Genomic DNA, 25,807 nt, shown 5'->3' with positions numbered 1-25,807 from the left:
CGTACCGGCGCCGCGCCGTGGTGGGCAGCGCCCGAAATACCCTGGCACCGTCCCGGAGGTCACGACCAGGATGAGGATCATGACTCCCCGATCCACCGCCCGCACCTCGATGCTGACCACGAGCGCCGCAACGGCCGCACAGGCGATCTTCGCTGCTGCCCTGATCGGCTTCCACGTGCTCATGTCGAAGCCGCTGCGCCGCTGGCGCACCACCTGGGGGGCGACAAACGCCGAGGCGCTGACACCCCTGCCCGGAGACGACCTCATACCCAACCCGCACTGGGGATACAACCACGCGATCACGATCGCCGCTCCGACCGAGCAAGTGTGGCCCTGGATCGTCCAACTCGGACAAGGACGAGGCGGCTTCTACAGCTACGAAGGACTCGAGAACGCCATCGGGTGCCGCATCCGCAACGCTGACCGGGTTCTTCCGGAATGTCAGCACCTCGCGGAAGGCGACGAGATCCGGTTACACCCGAAAGCCCCCGCCCTGACGGTGGCGGTGGCGGACCCGCCGTCGGCGTTGGTTCTGCACGGGTGCAACACCGAAACAGGCGACGCGTCGATCTGGGGTTTTCACCTGCAACGGATCGATGAGCGGCGCACCAGACTGATCGAGAGGGGCCGGGGAACCTACGGGCCCGCGCTGGGAAGCCGGCTCGCCTTCGGCCCGACGCTGATCGAACCCGTCGGATTCGTCATGAGCCGCAAAATGCTACTGACCATCCGGAACCTGGCCGAAGGCGGGTGAGCCGTTCGCGGGTGGCTCGACGTACACCGCAGCACCGGCCGTCACGCCCGCACCGGCAGCGATGATGAGCGTACGAGTGCCGGCCCGGCGACCACCCGCATCGAGTCCGGCCACCAGCGCGGCGGTATGGATGTGTTCGTCGCCCGCGACCACCACCCGGGAGGCGGGCAGGCCGAGGTGGTGGGCCAGGGCCGAGCGGAATCCCGGGCGGGGCGGGGCGAGCACCACGGCATCGATATCGGCGAGGGTGAGGCCAGCACGGGTGAGGGCTTCGGTGGCGGCTGCCGCGGCCGCGGCGGCATAGCGTTCGTCCATCGAGGCCGACTCCCGGAACCGCAGCACGTTTCGGGCGTCGATCTGCCCGACCGTGGCCGAGAACGCGGCGGAGCCGTCGAAGTCGTTCACCCAGTGCACGCGGCCGAGACCGTAATCCTCGTCGGTCCAACTACACAACACCGCGCCCCCGGCCGCGGAAAACGTGAAATTCTCGCTCATCCCGTGTCCGGGGTCGGCGTCACTGGCGACGACGAGGGCGCAGTCGATCGTCCCGGAGCGTAGGAACCCGTCGACGATCTGCAACCCGGTCAGCACACCACACGTTCCGTTCGCGACATCGAACGAGAACGTGCCGTGCTCGCCGACGTGCGGGTCCTCCGGATGTGCGCCGATGTCCTCCTGGATCATCGCGGCGAGAGCGGGTTCGCCGAGATTGCGGTCCCGATACAACCCGGCGTTGACCAGGAGGTCGACCTCGTCCGGGCTCCGTTCGGCATTCTCGAGACAGGTCTTCGCCGCGGCCACGGCCAGGCGCAGTGCGCTGTGCCGGTTTCGCCACCCACCGGCGGTGACGTCAACCCGATCAATGATCGTGCCCATAACCAGCCACCAATTCCTCATCCAGTTCCAATAGAACAACCCCGATCTCGAGACCGGAAGCCAGCGAGATCAACGCCACGGTCTCCCCCGGCCGAATATGTCCGGCCTCGAGTTCCTCGACCAACGCCACGGTGTGCGTCGTCGACGCCGTGTTCCCGTACCGGTCGACGGTGATCACCGCGTCGTGCCGAGGGGCGTCACCGAACGCCGACTTCAACTCGGCCATGCCTTTTCGGATGGCCCGGGCGGAAGTTTGATGGGTGATCACGTGATCGATGTCGTGCATCGACATCCCGAGGGTGTCGAGGACCTCGTGCAACAGCAGCGGCGTGTCCGCGATAGCGGCTTTCTGGATGCCACGAGAATTGGTGAACATCCGCGCGCCGGGTTCGTTGCCCTTCGGGTAGGCCAGACACAACCGGCTGTAATCGGCGACGGTGGTGAAGCCGGCGAACCGAATCCCTGCCGATCCGGCCGGAGCCCGCTCGAGGACCAGTGCGGCACCCGCATCTCCCAACGTCAACGACGCCAATTCCTTGCTCATGATGTTGTGGACATGCCGCGCCGCGTTCTGCCCGAGCTGCGAGATGTATTCACCACTGACGATCAACGCGCGCTCGATGATGCCCTGCCGAATCCAGTTGTCCGCCAACGTGACTCCGGTCAACATCCCGGCGCACGCGTTGGACACGTCGAAGGTCATCGCCCGATCCGCACCGAGCGCCCGGGCGACCGCACTGCTCATCGTCGGCTCGAGCCACTGGGTGAGTCCGCCGCGGAACTTGGTGATGCTGCAGCTGATGACGGCGTCGAGGGATGCCGCATCCCGACCCGAATGCCGCAGAGCGTGCTGCGCCGCGGCCGCGGCGAGGGTATAGGAATCCTCGTCTCCCACCGAGACCCGCCGCTCGTGAATTCCCGTCAATCGCTCGAGGTCGATGTGCGTGGTGTGACGGGTCGTTGCCATCAGGTCCTCGGTCGTGAGCCGCGTGACCGGGAGGTGCCTGCCTGCACCGGCCACCCGCGTGCGGTAGGGGGTCCGGGCGTCCTGTCCCCCAGCTTCCATCAGGAGCCAATGCTTGATCATGGTTGCCACCTCCGTACCCACCACGATCGCCCCCTCACCGTCCGCGGACCAGGGCACTTCGGCCCTTCCTCCCAGAAATCGTCACCGAAATCGGCAGCGGCACCCGAACGCTGCCCAGCAAGGACGACAAAGGCCCAATGGCCCTTCCCCCACGACCGCGGGCGGGCCAGGCTTGTGCCGAGGGAAGGAGCCGTCATGCAGGCGCGACACATCATGAGCAGCCCGGTCACCACCGTGACGCCGTCGACACCGATCGACGAGTGCCTCCGCATCATCGGGGAGTTCGGATTCACCGTGCTCCCGGTGGTCGATGAGGCACACCGGCTGGTGGGTATAGCCTCCGAGGGTGATCTGCTCCGCGAGAAGTTCCGAGCATTTCCCCAGGCCGATGCGACGGTGAAGGAGACGATGACCAGCCCGGTCATCGCCATGACCGCGGACACCGACCTCAGCGATCTCGCCTCCGCGATGCTGCGCTCGGGTCTGCGTGGGATTCCCATCGTTCACGGAAGCGACCTCATCGGGATCGTGACCCGGCGTGATCTTCTCGGCGCCCTGACGATGGACGACACCCACATCGCCAAGGAGGTCCAGCATCGCCTCGACGTGTACGCGGGCTCACGGCGCTGGACCGTCGAGGTCGCCGACGGCAAGGTCGCCATCAGCGGTCTTTCCGCCGACGACCCGGAACGCGGCGTGGTCACCGCCCTCGCCGAGACAGTTCCCGGTGTCGCCGATGTGCGGTTCACCGGCTCCTGGCATTCCTGATCGAGCGGCATTCTGGCTCTACTCTGGTCGACCATCTGTCACGGCACCGAGACGAGCGCGGTGTCGGGTGCGGGCGAACACAGGGCCAGGACGGCGCGGAAACCGTCTGCCAGACAGTCGGTCAGCGTCTCGACGTCGGGGACCGCGCCGAGGTCGGCGTTGATACCCACACAGCAGTGCGACGTGTAGGACATGAGGGTGACGTTCAACGCCGACCCCAGGGTGGGACTGAACGCGTAATACCGGATGATCTGCGAGCCGGCCACGAAGAGCGGAACCGGTGAGCCCACCACGTTCGACGCCACCAAGTCGACATGCTCGAGCATGTTCCCCAGCAGCGAAGCGGGGAGCAGATTCAATGCCCCGGCAATGCGGGACGACAACGCAATCGCCGGTTCTCTGCGCCACCTCTCCACAACGGCGTGCACCTCCCGTACCAGCTGGGTGGGGTCGCCGATGTTCGTCGGCAGGGCGAACCGCGCCAGAGTGATGCGGTTACCACCGAGCGGGTCGGTGTCGGTGCGCAAGCTGATCGGCAATGTCACTCTCAGTGCCGGAATGTCGGCGCCATGAAGCCGGTGATACTTCGCCATACCCAGCAGAATGGCGGCGAGGAAGCCGTCGTTGAGTGATCCGCCGGCGGACTCCGCGGCCCGGCCGAGCGGTTCGAGCGGAGCCTCGAGGACGGCGAACCTGCGGCGCGTGGTGCGCGTCCGCATCACCGGGGACAGCGTGGTGCGAACTGGACGCGTCAAACGCATCGTCGACGCCGCGACATCAACCGACCGGCGAAACGCGTCGGCCGGACGTTGGATCAGCCCCGCGCCTGCCCGCACCGCCCCGATCGACATCCCTCGCACCATGCGCCCCGTCATATCTCGATACCAGGCAACACCATCGATCGGTCCGGGCCGTCGCCCGTCGTCCGGCACCACCACCTCGGCGTCGTCTGCTCGCACGGTCCCTTCCCGGGTGAAGTCCACGATCTCCCGGGCGATCTGCATGCCGCCGACGCCGTCGGTGAGGCAATGATGAACCTTCATCACCAGGGCGGCCCGCTGATGGTCGAGCCCGCCCAGCACCGTGAACTCCCAGAGGGGACGCTCCTTGTCGAAGGCCGCCATACCGGTGGTGCGCGCAAAGTCCAGCACGGCGCCCCAACCGCCCGGTTCCGGAAGCGTGCAACGTCTTACGTGCCAGGTGAGGTCGAAGTCGGGGTCCTCGACCCAGCGGGGCGGGGCAACGCCCACCGCAGCGGTGAACACCTTGCGCCGAAAGATCGGCACCCGCTTCGTCCCCCGCTCCATCATGTCGACGAACCGCGGCCAGTCGGGAACCCGGTCCAGGACCGCAACCGCAACAATGGTCGAGCGCAGGATCGGATCTGCCTCCATCCGCCACGACATGTAGTCCGTCTGCGTCATATACCTGTTCGTTGCGCTCACCGTGATCACCTTGCAAATCCAGTACTGAAAAGGCTGTCCCTTCGTTCCGGCCGTTACATCGGCATCATGTGCATCGGCATGTGCGGCAGTATGCCCGCGCCGTGCAGCCACATCATGAACTCGTGCGGCAGTAGCCCGGCGCCATGCAGCCACATCATGAACTCGTGAGCCATCTGCAGTGCATCCATGTCGATCACCTCCTCACCGACGTCGTCACCACTCGGTCAGGACGCTGTCTCGGCGCGCAACGTCGCCAGGCGTGTCCGGTACTCCGCCTCGTCGATCTCACCTCGCGCGAACCGTTCCGCGAGAACCTTTTCCGCGGCATCGCGGGCAGACGGCACATTGTGGGGGGTCTGCATTCCGTGGCCCAGATAGCGGATCATCGCGACAATGCCCACGATCAGCAACCCCCAGAAGAGGGCCATCCCGACGAACATCAACGCGTATCCCCAACCGCTTGGATCGTTGTGGTACATCACGATCAGTCCTCCACGCTTCTTCGTGCCGGCGCACCAACTCGGGTCGGTACAGCACGGCTCGTACCTCGAGTGTCCCCCGCCAGGCGGTCATCACCACAGAGTCTTTCGCCTCTCGTGACCACCGGCCCCTGGGGGACCCGGAGGACCACGGGTGCCGACGAAGTGCCCTTCGGCCCTACCTGTACCTCACGAAGATCCCGGATTCTGGACGGGAGAGCCGGTCACATCGACAGGAGCCATCATGCGAGTAGATATTCCCATCGTCGTCGGAGTCGACGGCTCCGCCCATGCACTCGACGCCGTACGCTGGGCGGCACACGAGGCGGTGGTCCGCCGTGCCCCGTTACTGCTGGCTTCCTCGCTGGTGGTGCGGCGCGGAACCTACGGTGACGCCATTAACCTCTCGGCAGGTGCCTTCACGGATCTCGAGTACGCCGGGAAACAGCGCCTGGACAGGGCGGCGGAACTGGCAGCCAAGGCGGTCGGCGACTCACCGCTGACGGTGCGCACCACGCTCCGCGAGGGCAGCCCCGCGACTGTCCTTCTCGAACTGGCGAAATCGGCCCGCATGCTCGTCGTCGGATCCCGCGGGCTCGGCGGTGTCGCCGGTGGCCTCCTCGGCTCGGTGAGCACAGCGGTCGCCGCCCACTCGCCGTGCCCGGTAGTCGTGGTTCGCGGCATGCCCGACCCGGTAGACGCCGCCCTCGACGGCCCGGTCGTGGTCGGGGTCGACGGATCGGCGCGCAGCACACCGGCGATCGGCGCGGCGTTCGAGGAAGCCGCTCTGCGCGACTGCGACCTTGTCGCCGTGCACGCGTGGAGTGATATCGACTTGTCGACCGTCTTCACCACCGACGACGCGGACCATCACGATCTGAGCTGGCCCGCGATCGCCGTCGCGGAAGAGGCGGTACTCGCCGAAAGCTTGGCCGGCTGGCACCAGTCCTACCCCGGCGTCAGTGTCCGCAAGGTCGTGGTCCGGGATCGGCCGATCGACCACCTCGTCGAACTGTCCGAGCAGGCGCAACTCGTCGTCACCGGCAGCCGCGGACGGGGCGGCTTCACCTCCCTGCTCCTCGGGTCCACCAGCCGGGCCGTGCTCCATGCCGCCCGATGCCCGGTGATGATCGTCCGCAAGTAACCCGCAGTTCGCCGGGCGTCGCGACCGCAGGGACTGCCTACAGACCTCAGCGAGGGGTTTTCCTCAAGTAAATGCAATGAAGGGGACATCGCACAGCAGCGAATCCGGATGCTCGGTAAAGACACTCCAGCGGTGAAGACACTCCCGTGCGCTTTCGCGGCGTATAGACGACCGCCCACGAGCACGTGTTGGCTCTGCGCATGATGTGGCGGCCGGATATCGATTCCGCGTTCGCCGCGAGTGAGACTCCGCCGCAACACGCATCCGGTCACTACGGGCTCCGCGGGTCCGGAGCCTTCGCCGATCCGCCCCTCGGGCCGTCGGCGGCCTTCGTGACCAACCGAATGGGCAACAACCAGCGGAATCCATCGCGCAGCGTCGGTGACGGCGCGACACAGGTCCGACGGCAGTGTTCGGGCGGGGACCTATGTGTGCGGAGGCCCCGACTTACCGCGCACCGCAATGTATGACGTGACGATCGCTGTCATAGAAAAGATGAGCGCTATCAACACGAGCGCCAGTGGCCAGGTCATCGCTTCTCACTCCTCGGTGGACGGCAGATCGTGATAGGGCACAATGCATGGTGCAGAAGGTTCTGGCTGGTCGATCCCAGCAGCGATCCGGCAAATCGATTGTGGCCGTGACTTCCCACGACGACGAGTTGTGCGTCGCGCGCATAGTGCAGCAACAATTCGGCAGCGTTCCGCTCATCGATGACCGTGGTGACTTCCAGGTCTTGATACTTCTCGCGCCAACCGGCAAGATTTTCTGCTACCAGTGCCGTCTGCTCTTCTGCCATGGCGGCCCAGTCCACCTTCGTCGCAGCCGAGCGTCGTCCGGAAAGGTCACCGGCGCTCCATGCGTGCACCGCGAGGAGCGGGACGTCGAAGAGCACTGCGAACTCGACGGCGGACTCGATCGCCGTGATGCTGAGCGCACTTCCGTCGACGCCGACCACGACAGGCCGGTGATCGGGCACCGGTGACTCGGAATCGGATCGAAAGACCGTGACAGGGCAGTGTGCGTGGTTGACCACCCGCACCACGGTGGCTCCCGTGAACAGTGACTCGACCATACCGGCGCCCGTGGAACCGACCACCACCATGTCGGCGTGCTTGCTCAGTCCGGTGAGCGACATCCCTGCCGGTCCCGGATGGATGCTCGAGGACACCCGGACATCCGGACACTCCTGCCGCACTCGCCGCTCGGCGCGCTCGAGGATCTCCTCGGCCGATTTCCGGACTTCCTCGGCGAACTCATCCTGAAACAGCAGCGCAGCTTCGCTGTAGTGGTAACCGGGACTCGGGAGAGCATGGGCAAGGCGCAGCGGCGCGGATCGTCGCCGCGCCACCGCGGCCGCCCACACGGCGGCCCGCATCGCGCGTTCGGAGCCGTCGACACCGACGACCACGGACTGGCGGTTCGCAAGAGTGCTCATTGTCCAACTCCAGTTGTCGCAACACACTTCCGGACTTGCACCGAACACCTTCAGGATCGGACACCTGTGGCCGGAGCGAAAGGGCACTAGGTCATCACACCTGGAATGTCGAGTGAGGTTTGCACGCTGGACGGGACTTTCGGATGACCTTGTGCCCTCGGCCGGCACCTCGGACGGTGAAAGACTCGAACGTGAACCAGAGGTGACGGGCTGAACCCCGTGCGGTTCAGCGGTACCGAACAAGTCGAACCAGGAGGCAGCGACATGCGAACACTGATTATCTACGAGTCGATGTACGGCAATACCCATGCTGTGGCAGAGGCGATTGCGCGAGGATTCGCGCCTGCGGGCGACGTGACGACGATCCCCGTGTCCCAGGCGCCCCAACAGGACGTGTCCTCATACGATCTTCTGATCGTCGGCGGTCCCACCCACGTGCACGGGATGAGCCGGGAATCGACCCGGCGCGGTGCGGTGGAGGCCGCCGAGAAACCGGACAGCAACCTAACACTGGAACCCGATGCGGCCAGTACGGGTATTCGTGAGTGGCTCGACGGGCTCACCGCGGACGAGGGGAATGCTGCCGCGTTCGATACTCGTATCGACAAGCCCGCACTCATCACCGGACGGGCGTCGAAAGGAATTTCGAAGAAGTTGCGGCATTTGGGTTTCGAGCTGGTTGCCGATCCGGAGAGCTTTCTCGTCGATACGAAGAACCAACTCGTCGAGGGTGAACAAGCACGGGCGCAGCAGTGGGGTCATATGCTGGCGAAGCAGTACACGGCGCACACCTGAGCGGTGCGTCTTCAGCCCGGGTGCTGTGTGTGCAGGCCACACCACCCGGGACAGGCGATCACGGTGCGGCGCGCCTGCCGCGCGTGAAGTAGGCGACCGGCCCGATAAAGTTGATAGCGATGACCGCCGCCCATATCCCCTTGCTGCCGTTGATTTCTCGGGGATCGCGGCGAGCGAGATCCACCCAGGCGGCGACCGCCAGCACCATCTGGACGATCGTGAGCACCACCAGCCCGCCGCGCTGACGATCTGTCATGTCACTCCAGGTTTTGCGGTTTCTTCTCACGTGTTTCCCTTTCCTCGTGTGGACGGAACCTCGTCTCGAGGTCGAACGATCTCGTCCGGCCCGGGTAGGAACCGTCCGGTGATTACGCCCAGCACCGTCCCGGCTACCAGACCGGTTACTGTTCCGAGTACGGTCACGGCGGGTATCGACCAGGTGCTGCCCGGGGTCGTCGCTCCGACGAAGATGACCACTATCGCGAGAGGCCAGCCGGCCACGTTGGCCCGCACCCATCGGCCCGGCCGGCGAATCAGACCGCGGAGCACCAGTGCCTGGGCTGCGCCGAGCACGGCACCCATTACCGCGCCAAGGGCCACTGCACCGGCCAGCACCATGAGCAGCGGCGGCCCGACGCCGCCGTCCGAACCGAGCACACCGGGTACGGAGGCGCCGGCCCAGCCCAGCCCGGCGACCACGGTCGTGACCACCACCCATCGGCCCGCATCGAACCGGGGAAGCAGCCGGCGCAGCCCGTGCGCCTGGAGGACGCCGAGAGCGACCCCCTCGACGAGTCCCCCGGCCACCACCACGGCGAGGGCCAGCGCTGCATCGCGCCCCTGCGGTGCGTCACCCGATATCCGTTGTGCCAGCTTCGCGGCGAGGGCGGCGGCGGTCATACCGACAGCCTCCGCTGCGGCACACAGAGCTGTCCACCGGGTCGACGACAGAGCTGGGACGCGAGGTGCGGAACCGTCGAGGCCGCGATCGATGGGCGCTGACTCGGATGCCGTCATTCGCCGCGTACCTGGGCATCTCGGTGATGGATGGACTCCGCCCACCGATCGATGTCCGCCCAGTCGCGGGCGTCGCCGTAATGCCCGCCCATCAGCCGGAAGAGCACCCGGCCGAAGCCCGGCCAGTCACCGGGGCCGATGGCTCCGGCGAAGAAGCGGTGGCCGCGAACATCCGCGGCCTCCCGCAGGTGCTGCACCACCCGCGGTTCAGGGGTGATCCGGCGAAGATAGGACGCCACCCGGTTCGACAGGATTGTGCTGGTCGCCCCCACCGAGGACACGGAGTACGCCCACACCGTCAGGCCGCCCAGCTGCGGGCGGAGCCGCCCGATGGCGGCCGCCGCTTCGGGAAGCCACTGACCACTGTGGATGGCGCTCCCGACCACGAATGTCTCGTAGTCGCGCACCGAGGTGATCTCGCTCAACGGCTGTACGTCCACTCGCTCACCCGAGGATTCGAGGTACGCGGCAATGCGCTCGGCCACCCCTCGGGTCGATCCTTTCGCGGTCGCGTAACCCACCAGCACAGTCATCGGGTCGACTCCTGAGGGTGACCGGCGGCCGGCTGGTCGTCCGGTGACGGTTCTGGTGGCGGGGTGTGTTCGTGGGGTTCGCGTGGCCCCTGATCGAATCGGAAGGGTGGATACTCGTCGCGCAGGAGCGCGACATAGGCGAGGACACGGTAGACCCAGCGGTTGATACCCATGACGAAGTCGAAGAGCGGACGGGGATAGCGGCCGGTGAACAAGATGATGATCGCTGCGACCAGGATCAGCACACCGAGGAGCGAGCCGAACAGCCAGGGCTGCCCGGGGACCCCGTCGGCGCCGCTGGTGACGCCGAAACGCCAGCCGCCGAACCAACCCCCCGCGAGGACGGCCAGAATTAGGTAGTGGGGTATCGCCAGCAGCCACCACTTCACCAGGACCAGACCACGGGAGAGCCGCTCGGGATATTCGACGTCGAAGTCAGCCGGGTAGTCGGTGGGCGCCAGCGTGAAGGGCGGATACCGGTCGGTGCCCAGCGCGGAGTAGGTGTAGAACTGCACACGCCAGAGCCACCGCAGAACTCCGACGCTGAAGTCGAACAGCCCCCGCGGATACCGCCCGGTGAAGAGAATCGCGAATCCTGCCACCACCGTGGTCACGAACAAGCCCAGACCGAGGAAGACCAACACCACGTAGTGCGGAATCGCGAGCAACCACTTGACCAGCCACAACCACCGTGACAGCGGTTGGTCGAGATCGCCTCGCAGGTGCGCGGGATAGGGCTGGAAGGGCAGGGGCTCGGCTGGGGTCGACGGTGTGGTGGAGGCGGACGCCGCACCGGTTGCACTCGTTTGTACCGGCCAGTGCGGTTGGGGTGGACCGTGCCGGCCGAGCCCGAGCGCTCCCACCACCACAAGCGGTATGCCCACGACGAGCATCACCACACCGGCGAGGAGCACACCGAGCGCGAGCGGGCCGAGGAAGTCGAGCCGGGCACCGGCCTGGATATCGACCGAGACGCCGGGACCGCCGTCGGCGTTCATCACCACAGCGGTCCAGGACCCGCGCTGAAGATCCCACTGCACCTCCTGGGTGCCGGGCCCGGTGGACGAGACGGACCAGAATGTCTGCGCCGAAGGGGTTTCCGGTTCCCGGTCACCGGTGATCTGACGGTAGCTCGGCTGGAAGGGGCCGAATTCGACCTCCGTCACCTCGGTCCGCGCGACACCGGAGAGATAGCGTTCCACCGCCTCACGGGGGCCGATTCCGACGAAGATCTCCCGAGTTGACGGGTCCGCGGTGACCCGCAACAACACCCGGCCGAGATCCTCGGTGCTGAAACCCTGGGGAAGGTCGGCCTCGTCGAAAAGGTCGATCCGCTCCGACACCAGCGCATTCCCCGAGGACTGATACCTCTGCGTGGGTGAGGTGACATGACCGTCGTCGTTCTGGGCGAAGTATGCCCATCCGAGGAACACTGCACCGCTCAGCAGGGCGAACCCGAGCAAGGCACACAGGCAGCCGATGACGAGCGCCACGATTCTTCCAGGTTTCACTGTCCGCCTCCGGGGTCATCTGTCCTGTACCTCAGTGTGGTGGCACACCAACCGCGAGGTGAGGGCCATTGGTCACCACCTGCCGCAGTCTCGGGCTCTGCGGGCAGTACCCGACCGGAATGCGCGACAAACGGGACTTACGGCCGCACAGACCTCTTTGTCCACGATCCGATGGGGCGGGGGAAGGGACCGTTGGCCCTCCTACCCGGTGGTGGGCGCCGTTCAATCACTAGGAGGCCACCTTCAAGGGGCAACCTCACACACTCGGGTGAGGTGGAATCGTCATGGGTGTCTTGTCAACCGTCTCGAGTGTGCGCCACCCTATATTTTCCGGAGCGGTCTCTTACGGTGTCCGGGCGCAGTCGTGCTGAGAACTATCGCCCCATTGTGATGGGCGCGTGGGTGGTGCTTGTTGCACTCGGTGTCGTGAGTACCGCATTGTTCGTGGCCGTCGCTGCGGGTGCTGTGATAGCGGGTCTCCTGATGCTTCTACCCATTGACGTAAACACCGCCGCCCTGTCTTTGCCCTTCACGTCCGTGGTCCGACGTACTCTGGACGCCACTCGACAAGTACCCGGACAGCTCTGCACAACGCGAAAGCTGAACCCATGGCCGGACCTGTGATCGATCTGCGCCGGCACGGCGCCGTCCTCTTCGACCTCGATGTGGTTGTCGACACCGAGTCCGGGAAGCCTGTGATCGTCGATTCCACTGTCATGCTGGTGCGCCGGTTGCGTGCGCTGGCCATCGACACGGCGGTGTTCGCCCCGAGCGGCGATGTGGAGGCGGTAGTCGAGGACACCGGGATCGCCGACTTGTTCCCTGCCCGCACCGATGGGGTCGCGCCGGCCGAGGCCGCACACCGGCTCGGAACCCAGCCCGCCGCAGCGGTGGTAGTCACTCGTTCGGAAGCGGCTGCGACAGCAGCCAAGCGGAGCGGGTTCGCCTTGGTCGTCGGGATCGGCCCGGAAAAGGGTTCCTGGGGTGCCGACCTCATGGTGACCGACCCGGCGGACATCATGATCCGCCAGGGGGATCGTCCCCTGTCGCAGATCCCCGACGCGGTGACATCCCGGCACGAACTGACCGCGCCGCTGCGTATCCGGCGGCCCGCGGTCTTCCTCGATTTCGACGGCACCCTCGCCGATATCGTCAGCGACCCCTCCGCGGCGGTCCTCGTCGATGGCGCCGCACCGCAACTGGCCCGACTGGCCCGCGAGTGTCCCGTGGCCTTGATCAGCGGCCGCGATCTCGAGGACATCCGGTCGCGCATCGGCATGGAGGGGATCTGGTACGCGGGTAGCCACGGTTTCGAACTGAGCGGGCCGGACGGGGAGCACTACGAGAATCCCGAAGCGCTCACCGCGGTGCCGCTGCTCGCGCAGACTGGACGTCTCGTCGAGGAACAGCTTCACGGAGTTCCCGGTGTCCTGGTGGAATACAAGCGGTTCGGGGTGACAGTCCACTACCGCAACGTCGCCGCAGCCCGCGTCGACGAGGTGATCGCGGCAGTGTACGAGGCCGCACACGGTGTCGATGGTCTGCGCGTCGCAGCGGGCCGCATGGTCGTCGAACTACGTCCCGACATCCGCTGGGACAAAGGCCGGGCATTGGAGTGGATTCTCGGACACGTCCTCGATTCGACGCAGCTGCTTCCCCTGTACGTCGGTGACGACCTCACCGACGAGGACGCTTTCGACGCCGTGGCGGCCACCGGGGTGGGAATCGTGGTCCGCAGCGACGAGGCGGGCGATCGGCGCTCCGCAGCCCGGTTCGCGGTCAACGGACCCGCACAGGTGTGCGAGCTGCTGCAACGATTGGCCGACCTACTCGCGCGGGATCCGAAGACGGTCTCGCGGGCGGACGCCTGGATCCTGTTCTTCGACGGATACGACCCCGCCGCCGAGAAACTGCGTGAGGCGCTCTGTACGGTCGGGAACGGCTACTTCGCCACCCGCGGGTGCGCACCCGAGTCCGGTGCCGGCGCCGTGCACTATCCGGGCACCTACCTCGCCGGCCTCTACAACCGGCTCAGCGAGGAACGGTCCGGAATGACCATCGTCAACGAAAGCCTGGTCAATGCGCCGAATTGGCTTGCGACCACCTTCCGTGTCGACGGGGCGCGGTGGTTCGACATCGATGCGGCCGAACTTCTCGACTACCGCCAATATCTCAATGTGCGCCGTGCCGTCCTCACCCGGCGATGGCGTTTTCGCGACGAGGCCGGGCGCACCACCTCGGTCCTCCAGCGGCGCTTCGTCGCGATGCACCTGCCCCACGTGTGTGCGCTGCAGACGACGATCGTGGCAGAAGACTGGTCGGGGCGCCTCGAGATCCGCTCGGTGCTCGACGGTTCGGTGGGTAACACTCTCGTCGAGCGTTACCGCGATCTGGCCAGCGACCACCTCACTGCCCTGCGCGCCACCGAGCTGACGGACGACTCCGTACTGTTGTCGATGCACACCGGCCAGTCCGGAATACCGGTGGCGATGGCCGCCCGAAACCGGTTGTGGCGCAATAACGAGAGAGCTGACTGCCGCTACCAGCCGTTCGCCGATGACAGGCAGATCGGGCACGACGTCGCCGTCGAGATGGCCCCGGGCGAATCGGTCACGCTCGAGAAGATGGTCACGATCTTCACGGGCCGCGATCATGCGGTGTCGCATCCGGCGGACGAAGCTGCGTGTCGGCTCGCGGAACTCGGCCGCTTCGACGAGGTGCTCGACGGTCACGTCCTGGCATGGGAACACCTGTGGGACAGGGTAGGAATCGAACTGCAGGACTACGAGGACGCCTCCCGCATCGTGCACGTCCATCTCCTGCACCTGCTGCAGACGGTCTCCCGGAACACCGCCGACCTCGATGTGGGGGTGCCGGCCCGGGGACTGCACGGTGAGGCCTACCGCGGGCACATCTTCTGGGACGAATTGTTCGTCTTCCCCGTACTGAACCTGCGGGTACCCTCCCTCACCCGGTCACTGCTGCGCTACCGGTACCGCCGGCTGCCCGAGGCCCGCCGCGCCGCGCGAGCGGCCGGCTACCGGGGTGCAATGTTCCCCTGGCAATCGGGCAGCGACGGCCGGGAGGAGAGCCAGCAGCTCCATCTCAATCCGGCGTCGGGGCGGTGGCTGCCGGACCCGAGCTGGCGCCAGCACCACATCGGGGTCGCGATCGCCTACAACGTCTGGCAGTACTACCAGGTGACCGGCGACCTGGAGTTTCTCACCGAGTGCGGGGCCGAACTGCTGGTCGAGATCGCACGGTTCTTCGCCAGTCTCGCCACCTACGACCGGGTGCGGGGCCGATATGTCATCAGCGGGGTCATGGGTCCCGACGAGTTCCACTCCGGCTACCCCGGGTCACCATTCGGTGGAATCGACAACAACGCCTACACCAACGTGATGGCGGTGTGGGTCATCCTGCGCGCTCTCGAGGGTCTCGACGCGCTTGCCTCGCCCGACCGGGTCGACCTGGTCGAGACCCTGGCAGTGGACGCGCAGGAAATGGCACGGTGGGAAGACGTCAGCCGCCGAATGTTCGTGCCGTTCCATGATCAGGTGATCAGCCAGTTCGAGGGGTACGACAACCTCGCCGAACTCGACTGGCATGCCTATCGCGAGCGTTACGGCAACATTCAACGGCTCGACCGGATCCTCGAGGCCGAAGACGACGACGTCAACCGCTACCGCGCGTCCAAACAGGCCGATGTGTTGATGCTCTTCTACCTGCTGTCCGCCGATGAGCTGCGGGATGTGTTCGGCGGACTGGGCTATCACCTCGAACCCGAGGCCATTCCGCGGACGGTCGACTACTACCTGGCCCGGACCTCGCACGGTTCGACCCTGAGTGCGGTGGTGCATTCCTGGGTTCTCGCGCGCGCCAACCGCGACAACGCCCTGGACTACTTCGAACGGGTACTCGCCTCCGATATTGCCGACATTCAGGGCGGTACGACGGCCGAGGGCATACACCTCGCCGCGATGGCGGGGAGCGTCGATCTGCTTCAGCGGTGCTTCACCGGACTCGAAACCCGCGGGGATCGTTTGGTATTCGGCCCGCAATGGCCGGAGGAACTCGGCGCACTGAAGTTCCCCATCGTCTACCGCGGACTCCAACTCTGGCTCACCGTCACCGGCAGAGAGGTGCAGGTGAGCGCAGCGGCCGGCAACCAGCGACCGATCGAGATCGTCTGCCGCGATCAGGTTGCCACCCTGCAGCCCGGGAACACTGTCCATCTCGGCTAGATGCCGTTGCCGGCACCGACCATGTCGAGCCACGCCTCGACCCCCCGGCTGTCCGGGCTCCGAAATCCCACGTAGCCGTCGGGCCGGACGATCACGACTCCGTCACCGGGCCAACTGTGTATCCGGTGGACTCGCACGAACCCGCCGTCGGCGGGCGAAGACCTGGACCAGGGGGTGTCGCGGCACAGGAGCACATGTATCCCCGGCGCCGCGGTCAGATCATGCAGCCGACGAGGAGCACCGTCGACCGTGATCTGCTCATCGGGCAGCCGCTGGCCCGCCGACACCACGGTGGGAGGACCCGAGCCACCATCGACCGACAACACGCTGCGCCGGTAGTCCCACCGTAGTTGGGACAGCAGCCGAACCAGGTGCGTCTGCACCCGCCGCCCCGGCAGAGCTCGGGGCAGCAGGTGCGGCCCCATCGAGGCGACCGCGCCCCGGGCACAGGCCGGCACCGGATCCGTCCCGGCTTCGCACCACAGCAACAGGTGAGTCAGGGCCAGGACACGCTGTGCGACAGGCCGCCGTTCTTCCTGGTACGAGCGCAGCAGGGCGCCGCCATCGGGAAGGTCACACCGGGCTGCGGCAGCGAGTTTCCAACCGAGGTTGACCGCGTCCTGTAGGCCCGCATTCATTCCCTGCCCGCCGGCCGGCGAGTAGGCGTGGGCGGCGTCGCCCGCGAGGAACACCGGCCCCTCCTGGAACCGGGCCGCGAGGCGGTGTTCGATCGGGACCCGTTGCGACCATGCAACATCGGTGACGCGGCACCCGGCGCCGAGCTCGTCGAGCAGCGCCTGCGGGTGCACATCGCCGGGCAGGGACGGTGAACGGTGCGCCGGTACGGGGGCCACCAACCGCCAGCGGGCCCGCTCGCCGAGCGGAAGCAGGAAGGCAAGTCCCCGGTGCCGGACGAAGACGTGGGCATCACCGGTCTGGACATCGCCGCCGGTCACGTCGAGGTCGGCGAGGAGAACGTCGCGCCGGTACGGTGCCCCACGCCAGTCGATCCCGGCCGCCGCCCGCACCGTGCTCGATCGCCCGTCACAGCCGACGAGATAACGACTCACGAAGTGCTGTGCACCGCACCGCGTCAGCACGAGACCGTGTGCCGGGTCGACCTCGTAGCGTTGCACCGCCGTGTCCCATTCCACCTCGATACCGCGCTCGCCCAGCGCGCGGCGCAGGACGGCTTCCACGTCAGCCTGCCGGACAAGGAGCAGGTGGGGATAGGGGGTGTCGGGCAGCCGGAAATTCCCCAGCGTCACGGACACGCTGCCCCTGTTCAGATGGACGTGCAGTCGAGGGCCGAGTTGCCCGAGGCCGACGATGGCCCCGGTCACCCCGTGCGGGCGCAGAACCTCGAGGGTGCGGGGATGGACGAGAAAGGCCTGCGAGGGACGGCAGGGGTGCGGCCTGCGATCGAGCACCCGGACGGTGGCACCGTGGTCGTGTGCGGTGAGGGCCACGGCGAGTCCGGTCGGTCCCGCGCCGGCGACGAGGACGTCGGACCGCTCACCGTTCTGGTTGCCGGGGTGCATCCGTCGCCGTCCGCACCAGCCGCCACCACGCCGTGCCGGAGACTCGAGGGTTCTCGGCGGATTGAGCGGCACCGAGGACGTCGTCGCGGCGCAGACCCGGCAGTATCCGGTACCGGATGGACGTACGGTGGCTCACCGAGGCCAGTGGCCACCACAGTGCGCGAACGTAGTCGTCGGCGGCCCGGGCACCATCCCACTGGTAGAACCCCCGGTAGCGGCCCTGCTCGTCCGCCGTGAGCCACAGTTTCGACACGAATCCCGGGAAGCCCGCGAACAGTGGGGTGTTGAGCAGACTTTCCGCTCGGAACAGTGCATGCCCAACCCTGCCGTGGACACCGCGCAGCCGGAACGCGACCACGAGAACAGCGGGGTCGTCGACGGACTCGACGTCGGCGGCGGTTTCCCGATAGACGATCCCGGTGCTGCCGTCGGCGAAGGTCATCGTGCGCCCGAGGTGCTGGCGTGGTTGATGCAATCGCCGGTGGGCAAGAAGGTTCGCTGTGCGCGCGGCACACCGCATGATGCGGGGCACCGCCACGCGCAGCGGAAGCGGTGTCGGTGTCGTGTCTGCGTCGTCGGTCATCTGGTCACTGTCCCGCGCAATCGTCGGCGCCGGGAGGGCCGTTGGTCACCGGCTTCGGGGTTCTTCCCGGTGTCCGGCCTTCCTGCCCCGGTGGGCCCGCCAGCGTAAAACCTCGTGACAGCCCCACACCATCACCGGAAGCGGGAGCAGCAACGCGATCTGCCACGGCTCGGGGAGCGCTGCGGCGAACACGCCCTGGAACAGCGGCACCGTCACCACGGCGGCCGCGAAGCACATCTCGAACAGGATGCCCCCCATCACACCACGACCACGCAGGCAGGCACGGCGGTTCACCCGCCCCTCTCACGTGGCTCGAGGAGGACGGTCAACGAGTACAGCCGGAATACTCCCGGAAAATGGCGGTCAGGGCGCTCGAGGGCCACAGTGACGACTTTGTCCTCTGTTGCGCCCCTAGGACGGGACCAGATGCTGGTGGGGTCGGTTCTCCCCCACGGAAGAAGCAATCATGTATCAGGAAAACCCACCCGTGGTGGCCACGCGATCGGACGGTCCGCTCCCCACTGCCGAATGCCGGAAGTTGCTGCGCTCGGCTGCGACCGGCCGGCTCGTCTACACCGAGAACGCCCTGCCCGCGGTGCGGCCGGTCACATTCGCCGCCCTCGACGACTATCTCGTCATCCCCACCGGCAACAACCCGTGGTTCGACCGGTTCGACCGGGGGGTGCTCGCGTTCGAGGCGGGGACCATCGACCCGGCCACCCGCACCGGCTGGAGCGTTCTGGCAATGGGCAGATCACGGGTACTCTCCGGCACCGACGGGTTGATCGGGTTCGCCGACCCGGCCCGCATACCGTGGAGCAGCTCTCGTGACGACCGCTACCTCGTAATCGGCATCGAACAGATCAGCGGGCACCGCACCACGTTGCTCCGCCCCGCCGGTGACCTCCGCTGACCACATCGCAGAAATGCCCGAGGCGGCGAGAAGAGCCCGCCTCATCACGTACCCTGTCGTGCAGGGCGCTGACCACCGGAAATGGAGTTCTGAGCCGCATGATCACAGTCTTTCTCGTCGACGATCACGAGGTCGTTCGCCGGGGCATCGCGGATCTGCTCTCCACCGATCCGGAACTGACCGTCATCGGCGAGGCCGGAAACTGCGCCCAAGCCCTCGCACGAATTCCCGCGCTGCAACCCGACGTCGCCGTCCTCGACGTGCGGCTACCCGACGGCAACGGCATCGAACTGTGCCGCGACCTCCTCTCCCAGCTGCCCGACCTGCGGTGCTTGATGTTGACCTCCTTCACGGATGAACAGGCCATGCTCGACGCCATCCTTGCCGGTGCCAGCGGGTACGCCCTCAAAGACATCCGCGGCACCGAATTGGCCCACGCAGTTCGCGAGGTCGGTGCCGGAAAGTCGCTGCTCGATAACCGCGCGGCCGCCGCCCTGATGGAAAAACTGCGGACGAAACCCACCGAGGAGGAAGGACTGGTCGCCGGACTGACCAATCAGGAACGCACACTCCTGACTCTTCTGGGCGAAGGATTGACCAACCGGCAGATCGCGGAGCGAATGTTCCTCGCGGAGAAGACCGTGAAGAATTACGTCTCCCGGTTGTTGAGCAAGCTCGGCGTCGAACGCCGCACTCAGGCCGCCGTCATCGCCACCAAACTTCCGCGCACCCGCACCAAGCCGCGGTGATGTCGTCTCATCGCAGTCCCGGCCTTTGGTGGGAGCCACTAAGTTTCGGGGTCGGACCGCTGTTCCGGTCGCTGATACGTCAACTGCGAGGGTTGATCTCCGCTGCCGAGGTGCTGCCACCCGTCGTCCTCGATCTGCTGCCGCAACTCGGCCAGAGCAGCCGTCATCCCGGGCGCCCATTCCTCACGCGGAGGTATCGATCCCCATGTCCGGGGAACGGCGAAAGTCGCGCTGAAGTACCGCGGTTTCCCGTCGACCACCCCCACGAACCGCATGTACGCGTTGCCGTACTGCTCGGACAGGGTCGCGAGGAGCGCGGCCCACCAGTGCCGGGCACCGACCTCTTCCAGGTCCACACGCAAGGTCTGCACTTGGGGCATACGGCCATTGTCATATCCCCAAGCCTCCTTGGTCCTCGTGAATGATGTGCACCCACTGTTCGCAGGTGTTCTGTTCGACTGTCTACCGCGCTGACTCGTTGCCCTCGTCGAAAACCTGGAGTTGTTCGTGCAGGGCTGCGGCGAGGTCGTCGATCTCAGGTACCACGCCGGGGTCGGCGATGATTGTGACCGTGAGTGTGCCGGCATACGACAATGCCGCGAACGCCACACCGACATTTCCCGCAGTGACGGTAATCGGCACCATCGACACGATCGGAACCCCAGCGATGGCCAGTGGGGACGGCGGACCTGGCAGGTTCGACAAGAACGAGTTGACGAGCCGTTGACGGTCGACGAACCACCGAAACAGCTTCACAGCTGCCAGAAACCGGAAAAGGGGCCCGATCAGTGCCGCGGACGTACCACGGGTTCTCCTCTTCTGATCACGGGTAATCCTCGAAATGGCGGTTACCCGCTCCGCCGGGCCTCCGGCCAGCGGTACCCGGACCGGCATGACTCCCACCTGATTTCCCAGGTGCCCGCTCGTTGTCGACCGTCGGGCGGAGACCGGTACCGAGACCACAAGCTCGAGCGGGAACTCGCCCCATCGGTGCAGGAGGTTGGCCAGGGCTCCGGTGACCGCGGCCAGGAGGACATCGTTGACGGTTCCCCCGCAACTCCTCCCTGCTTCCCGAAGAGTGCGGAGGTCGGTCTCCAGCGTCGTCACCCGGCGGCGCGGCCCGGTTGCCACATTCAGGGAACAGCGGGGTGCGCGGCGACCAATACTGTGCCCGAGCTCACTCCAGCCCCCGCGCACGCCTGCCACGGCGGCCGGGAATCCCCGCAGCATGCGGAGGCGTTCGACGGCGCAGTCAGCGAGAAGCTCCATCGGCCGTGGCGGCGGGGACGCGCTGGGAATCTCGTCCACCGATCCCGCCGCGGCCATGCCATCGACCAGATGCCCGAGGATCGCCAGACCACCGATTCCGTCGGCGAGAACATGGTGCAGCACCATCACCAGGCCGACCGCACCGCAATCGCCGACAAGGTCGGTGATGATGATCGCTCTCCACAGCGGCCGTGAGCGAGGCAGCGGCTCGGTGACTGCGTCCACCGCGATCGCCAGGGCGGCGTCGCGGTCACCCTGGTCCGGGCAGCGCACCCGTGCGAAATGGGCGCCGGCGTCATAGAGTTCGTCGTCGGCCCAGTACGGCCGGCCCAGGCCCGGTGGCGGGTCGACCAGGCATTGCCGCAACCGGCGTATCCCGCTGATCCGCTTCGTGAACGTGGCCTCGATCGTCGCCGCATTCACTGTCCCGTCACCGGCTGCCCTGTCACCGGCGAGGAAGAGCACGGCACCGACATTCATGGGCACCGGCCCGACGTCTGAGGCGAGTTCGGTCAGGTCGCTCGGGCCGAGGCGCTCAATTCTGCGCTGTTCCGCCATGATCCGAGGATGCCAGACATGTCTCGCTGCACGCAGGCTTGCACAGTTGCACCCAACGCGACGTGCGGCTGTGACGTCAGCGGAAGTGGGCGTCGGTGATCTCGGCGCGAAAGAATTCGCCGGCCGACGCGCCGCCGGTGTCCCACCCCGCGCGCAGGCGCGCCGGAATGGTGATACCGGCGAACGTACGCTCGGACTCGACGGCCACGGTGAACCGGTAACGGCCGAACCCCTGCCCTTCGGGGTTGCCCCACCGCTGCATCCACACACCGCGCAGGGCGCCGTCCTCGGCGATGTTCAGGTGCACGGTTTCCTCGCGACCAGCCACGGTCCACGTCGCCGAGACATCGTTCCCGTCACCGGTCCAGCGTGCCAGGGGAAAGGCGGTCGGCACGAAGATGCTCTCCCCGGCCAGGCGCCCGGCCGCACTGTCGGTGACATCACGACCCCGGGCGGACATCACGGGGATCAGTCCGCCGACTCGCCACCGCATCTCGCCGCTACCGTCGGTGAAACGGTCGTAACCCAGAATCGGCAGACCCCTTACTTTCGCCGTCGCGGCCCAGATAAAACCTTCCCCCGGGGCGATGAGCTGGGTGGCGGCAAACGGCCGCCAGTCTCCGAGCCGGATCTGTCCATGCATCTCGAGTTGTACCGCTCGTGCAAGCGGCGTGTTCTCGGCGACGGCACGGACGATCCACCGTCGGGCCACGAGTGGAAGATCTTCGGCCAGTGCGGCATGAAACCGTTGCCCGGTCCCGTGCACATTCGCCAAGCTCTCCCACTGCCCCCTCACGTGGCGGGCGGCCCGAGGAACCGACAACGGCTCAGACATTGAATTCTCCTCCTCACGAGTGCTGTGCGGTGCGGGGTCATGCTTGCCGCGATGATCAGCAGCGGCGGTCTATATCACACCACGGCCCGACCGTCCACCGACAGTCGTTCCGCAACCGGACGCGGGCAGACTGCCCGTATCCCCGGCAGCACTCGGCATCGATGCCATGTGGCCCCCAAGCGAATGACCAAGTCCTCTGACGCTCCGCCGATCACGTCCTTGGACTCCGCGAACGGGCCACCGGTCGCCGGCGGGCAGCCCCTCACCGTCATACCGGACGAACATGCCCTCCGCGGGCAGTGCCTCACTGTCGACGACCTAGTCCTGCCATTCCTATGAATGACACTAAATTTTCCATGCGAGCGGCTGCAACCCCTCGGTCACCAGCGTCGCCGTTCCCCAAAAGAACGGAATCGTTCATCGACACCATGAGGACAGGACTTGCCTGCAACGATTTTCGACGAGCCGGATCTCAGCATCGAAACGGCTGAGCGCATTCACGTGCGCTCGATCGTCGGGCCCTTCGGCGGCCAGTCATATCGGCCGCACCGCTGCCATTTCCCGAGACGCTTCGCCGCCGGCAACAACCGTTGCATCGTCACCGCATCAACCACCCGAGCATCCTGGCCAACCAACAGCCGCGCCTTGCCCCGTTCCACGCCCCGCAGGAACAACCGTGCAGCATCGTCGGGATCCGTTCTGGCGATACGTTCCTCGAACGACCGCGCAACCTCGTCACCATAAACGCCCACGGCATGCACAGCCGTACGAGCGATCGAGGTGCGAATGCCGCGGAAAGACACACGTCACCTTCACTGGATGGCCACCTCCCTGCCTCGCTTGGCGCAACGATCGCACGAGATCGTGCGACACTGCTCAGCTCATCGAGAACCTCATCGAGCGCGGTCGTCGGGATGCGGAAGTCCCCACGCTCCGACGCACAAAGTCGTCCGCGCATACCGGCGAGCATGGCGAGTCCACGCTCGAGGTCTGCTGCGGATCGATCGCCCACCGCCTCATCCTGTCCCGAGCGGGCGGTCATCAAAGCGCGCCGCTCGACACAAAATGGCACCGTCAGTGCGTTGCAGCATCCTGGTCACGGGCAGGGACTTGACGTTCGAGCAACTCAGCAAGCTCCTCGATGGTGACCTCCACGGTGCCGAACACGGGATCACCCGAGACGGCATACCGCGGCAACAGGAGTCGGTCGGTCACGCTCAACGGCGGCCCCGCACCCGTTTCGCCCGAGCGGGAGCGGCAACTTTGCCGCAGCGTCCTGGAATGCTCGCACAATCAAGGCCGAAATCCGACCGCGGAAGGACACTTTACGGCCCTCCCCGATTGCCCACTCGCGAATCTCCTTGGTCGTCGCCTTCGCCGGAGCGGTGCCCGCCGCCGCTTCCGTCACCGGCGCCTTCTTCACGGCCGCCGACTTCGCTACCGACGTCTCCGCCGGGGCCTTCCTCGCGACCTTCTCCTTCACGGCCGTCACATCCGCAGCGACTTCACAGCCGCCGCCTTCGTTGATGCCCCCTTCACGACCGACGTCTCCGCCGGAACCTTGCCCGTGACAGCCTTCTTCACAGGCGCCTTCGTCGCCGGCACCGCTTCTGCCGGAACCTCCTTTGCCAGGGCGTCATGGAAGGCTTGCTCGATCTCGGCCGAAATCCGACCGCGGGGCGACACTTCACGGCCCTCCCCGATCGCCCACTCGCGAATCTCTTTGGTCGTCGCCTTCTCCGGAGCCTTGCCGACCGTCGGGTCGCAGCGGTACCGACCCTACGGCGCAGGCGCCCGCCGGGCCACACCCCCCAGCAGCCGGGAGAGCACTGTCATGACCGTGTCACCGCATGTGGAGTGTGACCACTCACAGTCGGCGTCATCGTCGCCCCACAGGGCCCCGGTCCACGGCGATCGCCGACCTCCACACCGACGGCCCCGATCTGCTGTCGCCCCGTGCGGGGGATGTTCTGGTCGTCAACCCGCCCGCCAGCCCTTGCGCGCACGCCACCTCCCCCGCCGCACACACCCACCTGCATTCAGGCCGGATGCGGGGGCTGTCCACCGGCGAATCTGCACGCAGGCGTCCTCGCCACCAGCCGGTGGGCGGTCGCCCTATCCGCCGCGCTTCCGGCCGCTCGACCATCGCCGATGAGGCCGCCATGATCACCGACGACCCCGGACACGATCACGGCCCGCCCCGCAGGGTTCATCGACACCCTCGACGAGATCACCGACGTCGACCCCACATTCCCACGCCACCGCGGATCTGGCAGATCGGCCCGATGCGTGCCCGTCCCGGGATCGGCGGCCCGGTACGCGCTGACGCGAGTTCCGTCCCACCCCGGTCACCCGAATGTTCCTGTGGCACAGCATCGACTACCGACGCGGCGCCGCCGTGGACGTCGAAGACACCGACACCGCAGAATCCTTCGAACTACCCCGGCGCCGACCTGTCCGGTGAAGAACTGACCGTCCGCGTCATCGGCACACAATCCGACGCAGTCACTGCACCAGTTGCTTCCTGGTCCATCACCAAGGCGACGTGCCGGCAAGCAGCAGCTGATCTGCCGCGACTGCGCCGCAGACCCGGACGGTCAGGGCTCGGGCCGGTCGGCCGGAACCTGCGGGTAGACCACGACACCGTTCTCCTTCACCCACGTCTCATCCCCCGCCGTCGGCATGCTCGACAAGCAGCTCGACGGTCGGGATCTCCGCGGACAGTGGGTGATCGAACGCGGCGCGGGCATTGCGGGCGCACACCGTCTCCGCGGAGTCACCGGTGCACAAGGGCGTCGATGACGAACCCCGGTGTGAACCGGCCACCCAGACCGCCGCCGCCACGCAACGCCTCCTGCCGGCCCCGCCACCACCGGGTCAACGCCCGGGCCCGGGTGATGTGCTGGGGTGCCTCGACATCGAGGATCGTGAACTTCTCCTAGTCCGCGTAGGCAAGATCGCGCATGAGCCGCGGGCCGAGGCCGGACCAGCTGAACGTGCCCTCAAGGACCAGGTTCTCCCCGCGGGACAGACAGATCTCCGTGATGGTGTCGAGGAATTTCGTCGACTCGGTGTGCACGAGGGTGGCGAGTTCGCGGGGCATCAGTTGGTGCCCGTCCGCGAGGTCGATGCTCAGCAAGCTCTCCGGCACTCCTCGTTTTGCTACCTGTTATCTACTTCGACCTGAAAAAGTCGGGGTGTGGCGGTGCGTGATCAGCCAGTCCTGAAACGGGACAATGGCCTCAACCCTTGGGCTAGAAGGGATTGA

The 25,807-nt window shown here is 66.6% G+C and carries 28 protein-coding genes; 7 read left to right on the top strand and 21 right to left on the bottom strand.

Annotated features, from left to right (window positions below):
• Positions 1 to 79 precede the first annotated feature (79 nt).
• Entirely contained in the window at positions 80 to 754 is a 675-nt protein-coding gene (locus ACH49N_RS32775) for a hypothetical protein (protein ID WP_358276907.1), read from the top strand.
• On the opposite strand, the gene ACH49N_RS32770 is transcribed toward ACH49N_RS32775, so the two are convergent.
• Complete coding sequence (locus ACH49N_RS32770; protein ID WP_358276906.1) at positions 719 to 1,630, bottom strand: 3-oxoacyl-[acyl-carrier-protein] synthase III C-terminal domain-containing protein; 912 nt, start codon at positions 1,628 to 1,630, stop codon at positions 719 to 721. The two genes, ACH49N_RS32775 and ACH49N_RS32770, sit on opposite strands and share 36 nt — an antisense overlap.
• Positions 1,614 to 2,717, bottom strand: coding sequence for a 3-oxoacyl-[acyl-carrier-protein] synthase III C-terminal domain-containing protein (locus ACH49N_RS32765; protein WP_358276970.1), 1,104 nt, complete (start codon positions 2,715 to 2,717; stop codon positions 1,614 to 1,616). Before ACH49N_RS32765 ends, ACH49N_RS32770 begins: the two co-directional genes overlap by 17 nt.
• Positions 2,718 to 2,912: 195 nt before the next feature.
• Between ACH49N_RS32765 and ACH49N_RS32760 the strand changes: the two genes are divergently transcribed.
• Complete coding sequence (locus ACH49N_RS32760; RefSeq protein ID WP_358276905.1) at positions 2,913 to 3,485, top strand: CBS domain-containing protein; 573 nt, start codon at positions 2,913 to 2,915, stop codon at positions 3,483 to 3,485.
• A 38-nt stretch (positions 3,486 to 3,523) separates the two neighbouring features.
• Here ACH49N_RS32760 and ACH49N_RS32755 read toward each other — a convergent pair whose 3' ends face one another.
• The 3 genes from ACH49N_RS32755 to ACH49N_RS32745 form a co-directional block, all read right to left on the bottom strand.
• Positions 3,524 to 4,909, bottom strand: a complete 1,386-nt coding sequence (locus ACH49N_RS32755) for a wax ester/triacylglycerol synthase domain-containing protein (RefSeq protein ID WP_397504903.1) — start codon at positions 4,907 to 4,909, stop codon at positions 3,524 to 3,526.
• 74 nt (positions 4,910 to 4,983) lie between these two features.
• The gene (locus ACH49N_RS32750; RefSeq protein ID WP_358276904.1) at positions 4,984 to 5,118 is read right to left on the bottom strand and encodes a hypothetical protein; all 135 of its coding nucleotides are present in this window, start codon (positions 5,116 to 5,118) and stop codon (positions 4,984 to 4,986) included.
• A 36-nt stretch (positions 5,119 to 5,154) separates the two neighbouring features.
• Entirely contained in the window at positions 5,155 to 5,409 is a 255-nt protein-coding gene (locus tag ACH49N_RS32745; protein WP_109328373.1) for an SHOCT domain-containing protein, read from the bottom strand.
• 244 nt (positions 5,410 to 5,653) lie between these two features.
• On the opposite strand from ACH49N_RS32745, the gene ACH49N_RS32740 reads away from it, so the two are divergent.
• The gene (locus tag ACH49N_RS32740; protein ID WP_358276903.1) at positions 5,654 to 6,553 is read left to right on the top strand and encodes a universal stress protein; all 900 of its coding nucleotides are present in this window, start codon (positions 5,654 to 5,656) and stop codon (positions 6,551 to 6,553) included.
• Between the two features lie 529 nt (positions 6,554 to 7,082).
• Here the strand turns inward: ACH49N_RS32740 and ACH49N_RS32735 are convergent.
• On the bottom strand, positions 7,083 to 7,991 hold the full coding sequence (locus tag ACH49N_RS32735) for a universal stress protein (protein WP_358276902.1): 909 nt from the start codon (positions 7,989 to 7,991) through the stop codon (positions 7,083 to 7,085).
• A gap of 264 nt (positions 7,992 to 8,255) precedes the next feature.
• On the opposite strand from ACH49N_RS32735, the gene ACH49N_RS32730 reads away from it, so the two are divergent.
• Positions 8,256 to 8,786, top strand: coding sequence for a flavodoxin domain-containing protein (locus tag ACH49N_RS32730; protein WP_358276901.1), 531 nt, complete (start codon positions 8,256 to 8,258; stop codon positions 8,784 to 8,786).
• A 58-nt stretch (positions 8,787 to 8,844) separates the two neighbouring features.
• On the opposite strand, the gene ACH49N_RS32725 is transcribed toward ACH49N_RS32730, so the two are convergent.
• The 4 genes from ACH49N_RS32725 to ACH49N_RS32710 all read right to left on the bottom strand — a co-directional run bounded on the left by ACH49N_RS32725 (position 8,845) and on the right by ACH49N_RS32710 (position 11,847).
• The gene (locus ACH49N_RS32725) at positions 8,845 to 9,042 is read right to left on the bottom strand and encodes a PLDc N-terminal domain-containing protein (RefSeq protein WP_358276900.1); all 198 of its coding nucleotides are present in this window, start codon (positions 9,040 to 9,042) and stop codon (positions 8,845 to 8,847) included.
• Between the two features lie 26 nt (positions 9,043 to 9,068).
• Complete coding sequence (locus ACH49N_RS32720) at positions 9,069 to 9,686, bottom strand: hypothetical protein (RefSeq protein ID WP_397504880.1); 618 nt, start codon at positions 9,684 to 9,686, stop codon at positions 9,069 to 9,071.
• Positions 9,687 to 9,799: 113 nt separating this feature from the next.
• On the bottom strand, positions 9,800 to 10,336 hold the full coding sequence (locus tag ACH49N_RS32715) for a flavodoxin domain-containing protein (protein WP_358276898.1): 537 nt from the start codon (positions 10,334 to 10,336) through the stop codon (positions 9,800 to 9,802).
• The gene (locus ACH49N_RS32710) at positions 10,333 to 11,847 is read right to left on the bottom strand and encodes a DUF4389 domain-containing protein (RefSeq protein ID WP_358276897.1); all 1,515 of its coding nucleotides are present in this window, start codon (positions 11,845 to 11,847) and stop codon (positions 10,333 to 10,335) included. Before ACH49N_RS32710 ends, ACH49N_RS32715 begins: the two co-directional genes overlap by 4 nt.
• 608 nt (positions 11,848 to 12,455) lie before the next feature.
• On the opposite strand from ACH49N_RS32710, the gene otsB reads away from it, so the two are divergent.
• Positions 12,456 to 16,091 (top strand): trehalose-phosphatase, encoded by a 3,636-nt coding sequence (otsB, locus tag ACH49N_RS32705; RefSeq protein ID WP_358276896.1) that lies wholly within the window; start codon positions 12,456 to 12,458, stop codon positions 16,089 to 16,091.
• On the opposite strand, the gene ACH49N_RS32700 is transcribed toward otsB, so the two are convergent.
• From ACH49N_RS32700 to ACH49N_RS32690, 3 genes are read right to left on the bottom strand one after another with little or no spacing between them, the layout of a single operon-like run.
• Positions 16,088 to 17,632: an FAD-dependent monooxygenase gene (locus ACH49N_RS32700; protein WP_358276895.1), complete on the bottom strand. Its 1,545-nt coding sequence runs from the start codon at positions 17,630 to 17,632 to the stop codon at positions 16,088 to 16,090. The two genes, otsB and ACH49N_RS32700, sit on opposite strands and share 4 nt — an antisense overlap.
• Positions 17,607 to 18,215: a hypothetical protein gene (locus tag ACH49N_RS32695; protein WP_358276894.1), complete on the bottom strand. Its 609-nt coding sequence runs from the start codon at positions 18,213 to 18,215 to the stop codon at positions 17,607 to 17,609. Before ACH49N_RS32695 ends, ACH49N_RS32700 begins: the two co-directional genes overlap by 26 nt.
• 45 nt (positions 18,216 to 18,260) lie before the next feature.
• Entirely contained in the window at positions 18,261 to 18,473 is a 213-nt protein-coding gene (locus ACH49N_RS32690; protein WP_358276893.1) for a hypothetical protein, read from the bottom strand.
• A gap of 208 nt (positions 18,474 to 18,681) precedes the next feature.
• Between ACH49N_RS32690 and ACH49N_RS32685 the strand changes: the two genes are divergently transcribed.
• Together ACH49N_RS32685 and ACH49N_RS32680 are read left to right on the top strand one after the other, a co-directional pair.
• Positions 18,682 to 19,128, top strand: a complete 447-nt coding sequence (locus ACH49N_RS32685) for a pyridoxamine 5'-phosphate oxidase family protein (RefSeq protein ID WP_358276892.1) — start codon at positions 18,682 to 18,684, stop codon at positions 19,126 to 19,128.
• 98 nt (positions 19,129 to 19,226) lie between these two features.
• Positions 19,227 to 19,877 carry a response regulator transcription factor gene (locus ACH49N_RS32680; RefSeq protein ID WP_358276891.1) on the top strand — a complete coding sequence of 217 codons (651 nt, stop codon included), beginning with the start codon at positions 19,227 to 19,229 and terminating at the stop codon, positions 19,875 to 19,877.
• 38 nt (positions 19,878 to 19,915) lie between these two features.
• On the opposite strand, the gene ACH49N_RS32675 is transcribed toward ACH49N_RS32680, so the two are convergent.
• The 8 genes from ACH49N_RS32675 to ACH49N_RS32640 form a co-directional block, all read right to left on the bottom strand.
• Positions 19,916 to 20,257 carry a hypothetical protein gene (locus tag ACH49N_RS32675; RefSeq protein ID WP_358276890.1) on the bottom strand — a complete coding sequence of 114 codons (342 nt, stop codon included), beginning with the start codon at positions 20,255 to 20,257 and terminating at the stop codon, positions 19,916 to 19,918.
• Between the two features lie 82 nt (positions 20,258 to 20,339).
• Positions 20,340 to 21,704 (bottom strand): wax ester/triacylglycerol synthase domain-containing protein, encoded by a 1,365-nt coding sequence (locus ACH49N_RS32670; protein ID WP_358276889.1) that lies wholly within the window; start codon positions 21,702 to 21,704, stop codon positions 20,340 to 20,342.
• Between the two features lie 76 nt (positions 21,705 to 21,780).
• On the bottom strand, positions 21,781 to 22,539 hold the full coding sequence (locus tag ACH49N_RS32665) for a DUF6544 family protein (RefSeq protein ID WP_358276888.1): 759 nt from the start codon (positions 22,537 to 22,539) through the stop codon (positions 21,781 to 21,783).
• A 497-nt stretch (positions 22,540 to 23,036) separates the two neighbouring features.
• The gene (locus ACH49N_RS32660) at positions 23,037 to 23,342 is read right to left on the bottom strand and encodes a hypothetical protein (protein WP_358276974.1); all 306 of its coding nucleotides are present in this window, start codon (positions 23,340 to 23,342) and stop codon (positions 23,037 to 23,039) included.
• A 368-nt stretch (positions 23,343 to 23,710) separates the two neighbouring features.
• Positions 23,711 to 24,022 (bottom strand): histone-like nucleoid-structuring protein Lsr2, encoded by a 312-nt coding sequence (locus ACH49N_RS32655; RefSeq protein WP_358276887.1) that lies wholly within the window; start codon positions 24,020 to 24,022, stop codon positions 23,711 to 23,713.
• 5 nt (positions 24,023 to 24,027) lie between these two features.
• Positions 24,028 to 24,225 carry a hypothetical protein gene (locus ACH49N_RS32650; RefSeq protein WP_358276886.1) on the bottom strand — a complete coding sequence of 66 codons (198 nt, stop codon included), beginning with the start codon at positions 24,223 to 24,225 and terminating at the stop codon, positions 24,028 to 24,030.
• A 978-nt stretch (positions 24,226 to 25,203) separates the two neighbouring features.
• Positions 25,204 to 25,383: a hypothetical protein gene (locus tag ACH49N_RS32645; protein WP_358276885.1), complete on the bottom strand. Its 180-nt coding sequence runs from the start codon at positions 25,381 to 25,383 to the stop codon at positions 25,204 to 25,206.
• A 94-nt stretch (positions 25,384 to 25,477) separates the two neighbouring features.
• Positions 25,478 to 25,678 carry a hypothetical protein gene (locus ACH49N_RS32640; protein WP_358276884.1) on the bottom strand — a complete coding sequence of 67 codons (201 nt, stop codon included), beginning with the start codon at positions 25,676 to 25,678 and terminating at the stop codon, positions 25,478 to 25,480.
• Positions 25,679 to 25,807 lie beyond the last annotated feature (129 nt).

This window comes from Rhodococcus sp. NPDC019647 (assembly GCF_044389235.1).
Classification (GTDB): domain Bacteria; phylum Actinomycetota; class Actinomycetes; order Mycobacteriales; family Mycobacteriaceae; genus Rhodococcus_F; species Rhodococcus_F oxybenzonivorans.
Note: the sequence above shows the minus strand (reverse complement) of the source record. Positions and strands in the feature narration are given on the sequence as shown.

Coding starts and splice junctions, on each gene's coding strand:
- ACH49N_RS32700 (WP_358276895.1), bottom strand. CDS start 17,632: ATGCACCCCGGCAACCAGAACGGTGAGCGGTCCGACGTCCTCGTCGCC.
- ACH49N_RS32665 (WP_358276888.1), bottom strand. CDS start 22,539: ATGTCTGAGCCGTTGTCGGTTCCTCGGGCCGCCCGCCACGTGAGGGGG.
- ACH49N_RS32675 (WP_358276890.1), bottom strand. CDS start 20,257: ATGCCCCAAGTGCAGACCTTGCGTGTGGACCTGGAAGAGGTCGGTGCC.
- otsB (WP_358276896.1), top strand. CDS start 12,456: ATGGCCGGACCTGTGATCGATCTGCGCCGGCACGGCGCCGTCCTCTTC.
- ACH49N_RS32730 (WP_358276901.1), top strand. CDS start 8,256: ATGCGAACACTGATTATCTACGAGTCGATGTACGGCAATACCCATGCT.
- ACH49N_RS32690 (WP_358276893.1), bottom strand. CDS start 18,473: ATGGGGGGCATCCTGTTCGAGATGTGCTTCGCGGCCGCCGTGGTGACG.
- ACH49N_RS32670 (WP_358276889.1), bottom strand. CDS start 21,704: ATGGCGGAACAGCGCAGAATTGAGCGCCTCGGCCCGAGCGACCTGACC.
- ACH49N_RS32725 (WP_358276900.1), bottom strand. CDS start 9,042: ATGACAGATCGTCAGCGCGGCGGGCTGGTGGTGCTCACGATCGTCCAG.
- ACH49N_RS32755 (WP_397504903.1), bottom strand. CDS start 4,909: ATGACGCAGACGGACTACATGTCGTGGCGGATGGAGGCAGATCCGATC.
- ACH49N_RS32680 (WP_358276891.1), top strand. CDS start 19,227: ATGATCACAGTCTTTCTCGTCGACGATCACGAGGTCGTTCGCCGGGGC.
- ACH49N_RS32735 (WP_358276902.1), bottom strand. CDS start 7,991: ATGAGCACTCTTGCGAACCGCCAGTCCGTGGTCGTCGGTGTCGACGGC.
- ACH49N_RS32715 (WP_358276898.1), bottom strand. CDS start 10,336: ATGACTGTGCTGGTGGGTTACGCGACCGCGAAAGGATCGACCCGAGGG.
- ACH49N_RS32740 (WP_358276903.1), top strand. CDS start 5,654: ATGCGAGTAGATATTCCCATCGTCGTCGGAGTCGACGGCTCCGCCCAT.
- ACH49N_RS32745 (WP_109328373.1), bottom strand. CDS start 5,409: ATGTACCACAACGATCCAAGCGGTTGGGGATACGCGTTGATGTTCGTC.
- ACH49N_RS32750 (WP_358276904.1), bottom strand. CDS start 5,118: ATGGATGCACTGCAGATGGCTCACGAGTTCATGATGTGGCTGCATGGC.
- ACH49N_RS32770 (WP_358276906.1), bottom strand. CDS start 1,630: ATGGGCACGATCATTGATCGGGTTGACGTCACCGCCGGTGGGTGGCGA.
- ACH49N_RS32685 (WP_358276892.1), top strand. CDS start 18,682: ATGTATCAGGAAAACCCACCCGTGGTGGCCACGCGATCGGACGGTCCG.
- ACH49N_RS32775 (WP_358276907.1), top strand. CDS start 80: ATGACTCCCCGATCCACCGCCCGCACCTCGATGCTGACCACGAGCGCC.
- ACH49N_RS32765 (WP_358276970.1), bottom strand. CDS start 2,717: ATGATCAAGCATTGGCTCCTGATGGAAGCTGGGGGACAGGACGCCCGG.
- ACH49N_RS32695 (WP_358276894.1), bottom strand. CDS start 18,215: ATGACCGACGACGCAGACACGACACCGACACCGCTTCCGCTGCGCGTG.
- ACH49N_RS32760 (WP_358276905.1), top strand. CDS start 2,913: ATGCAGGCGCGACACATCATGAGCAGCCCGGTCACCACCGTGACGCCG.
- ACH49N_RS32720 (WP_397504880.1), bottom strand. CDS start 9,686: ATGACCGCCGCCGCCCTCGCCGCGAAGCTGGCACAACGGATATCGGGT.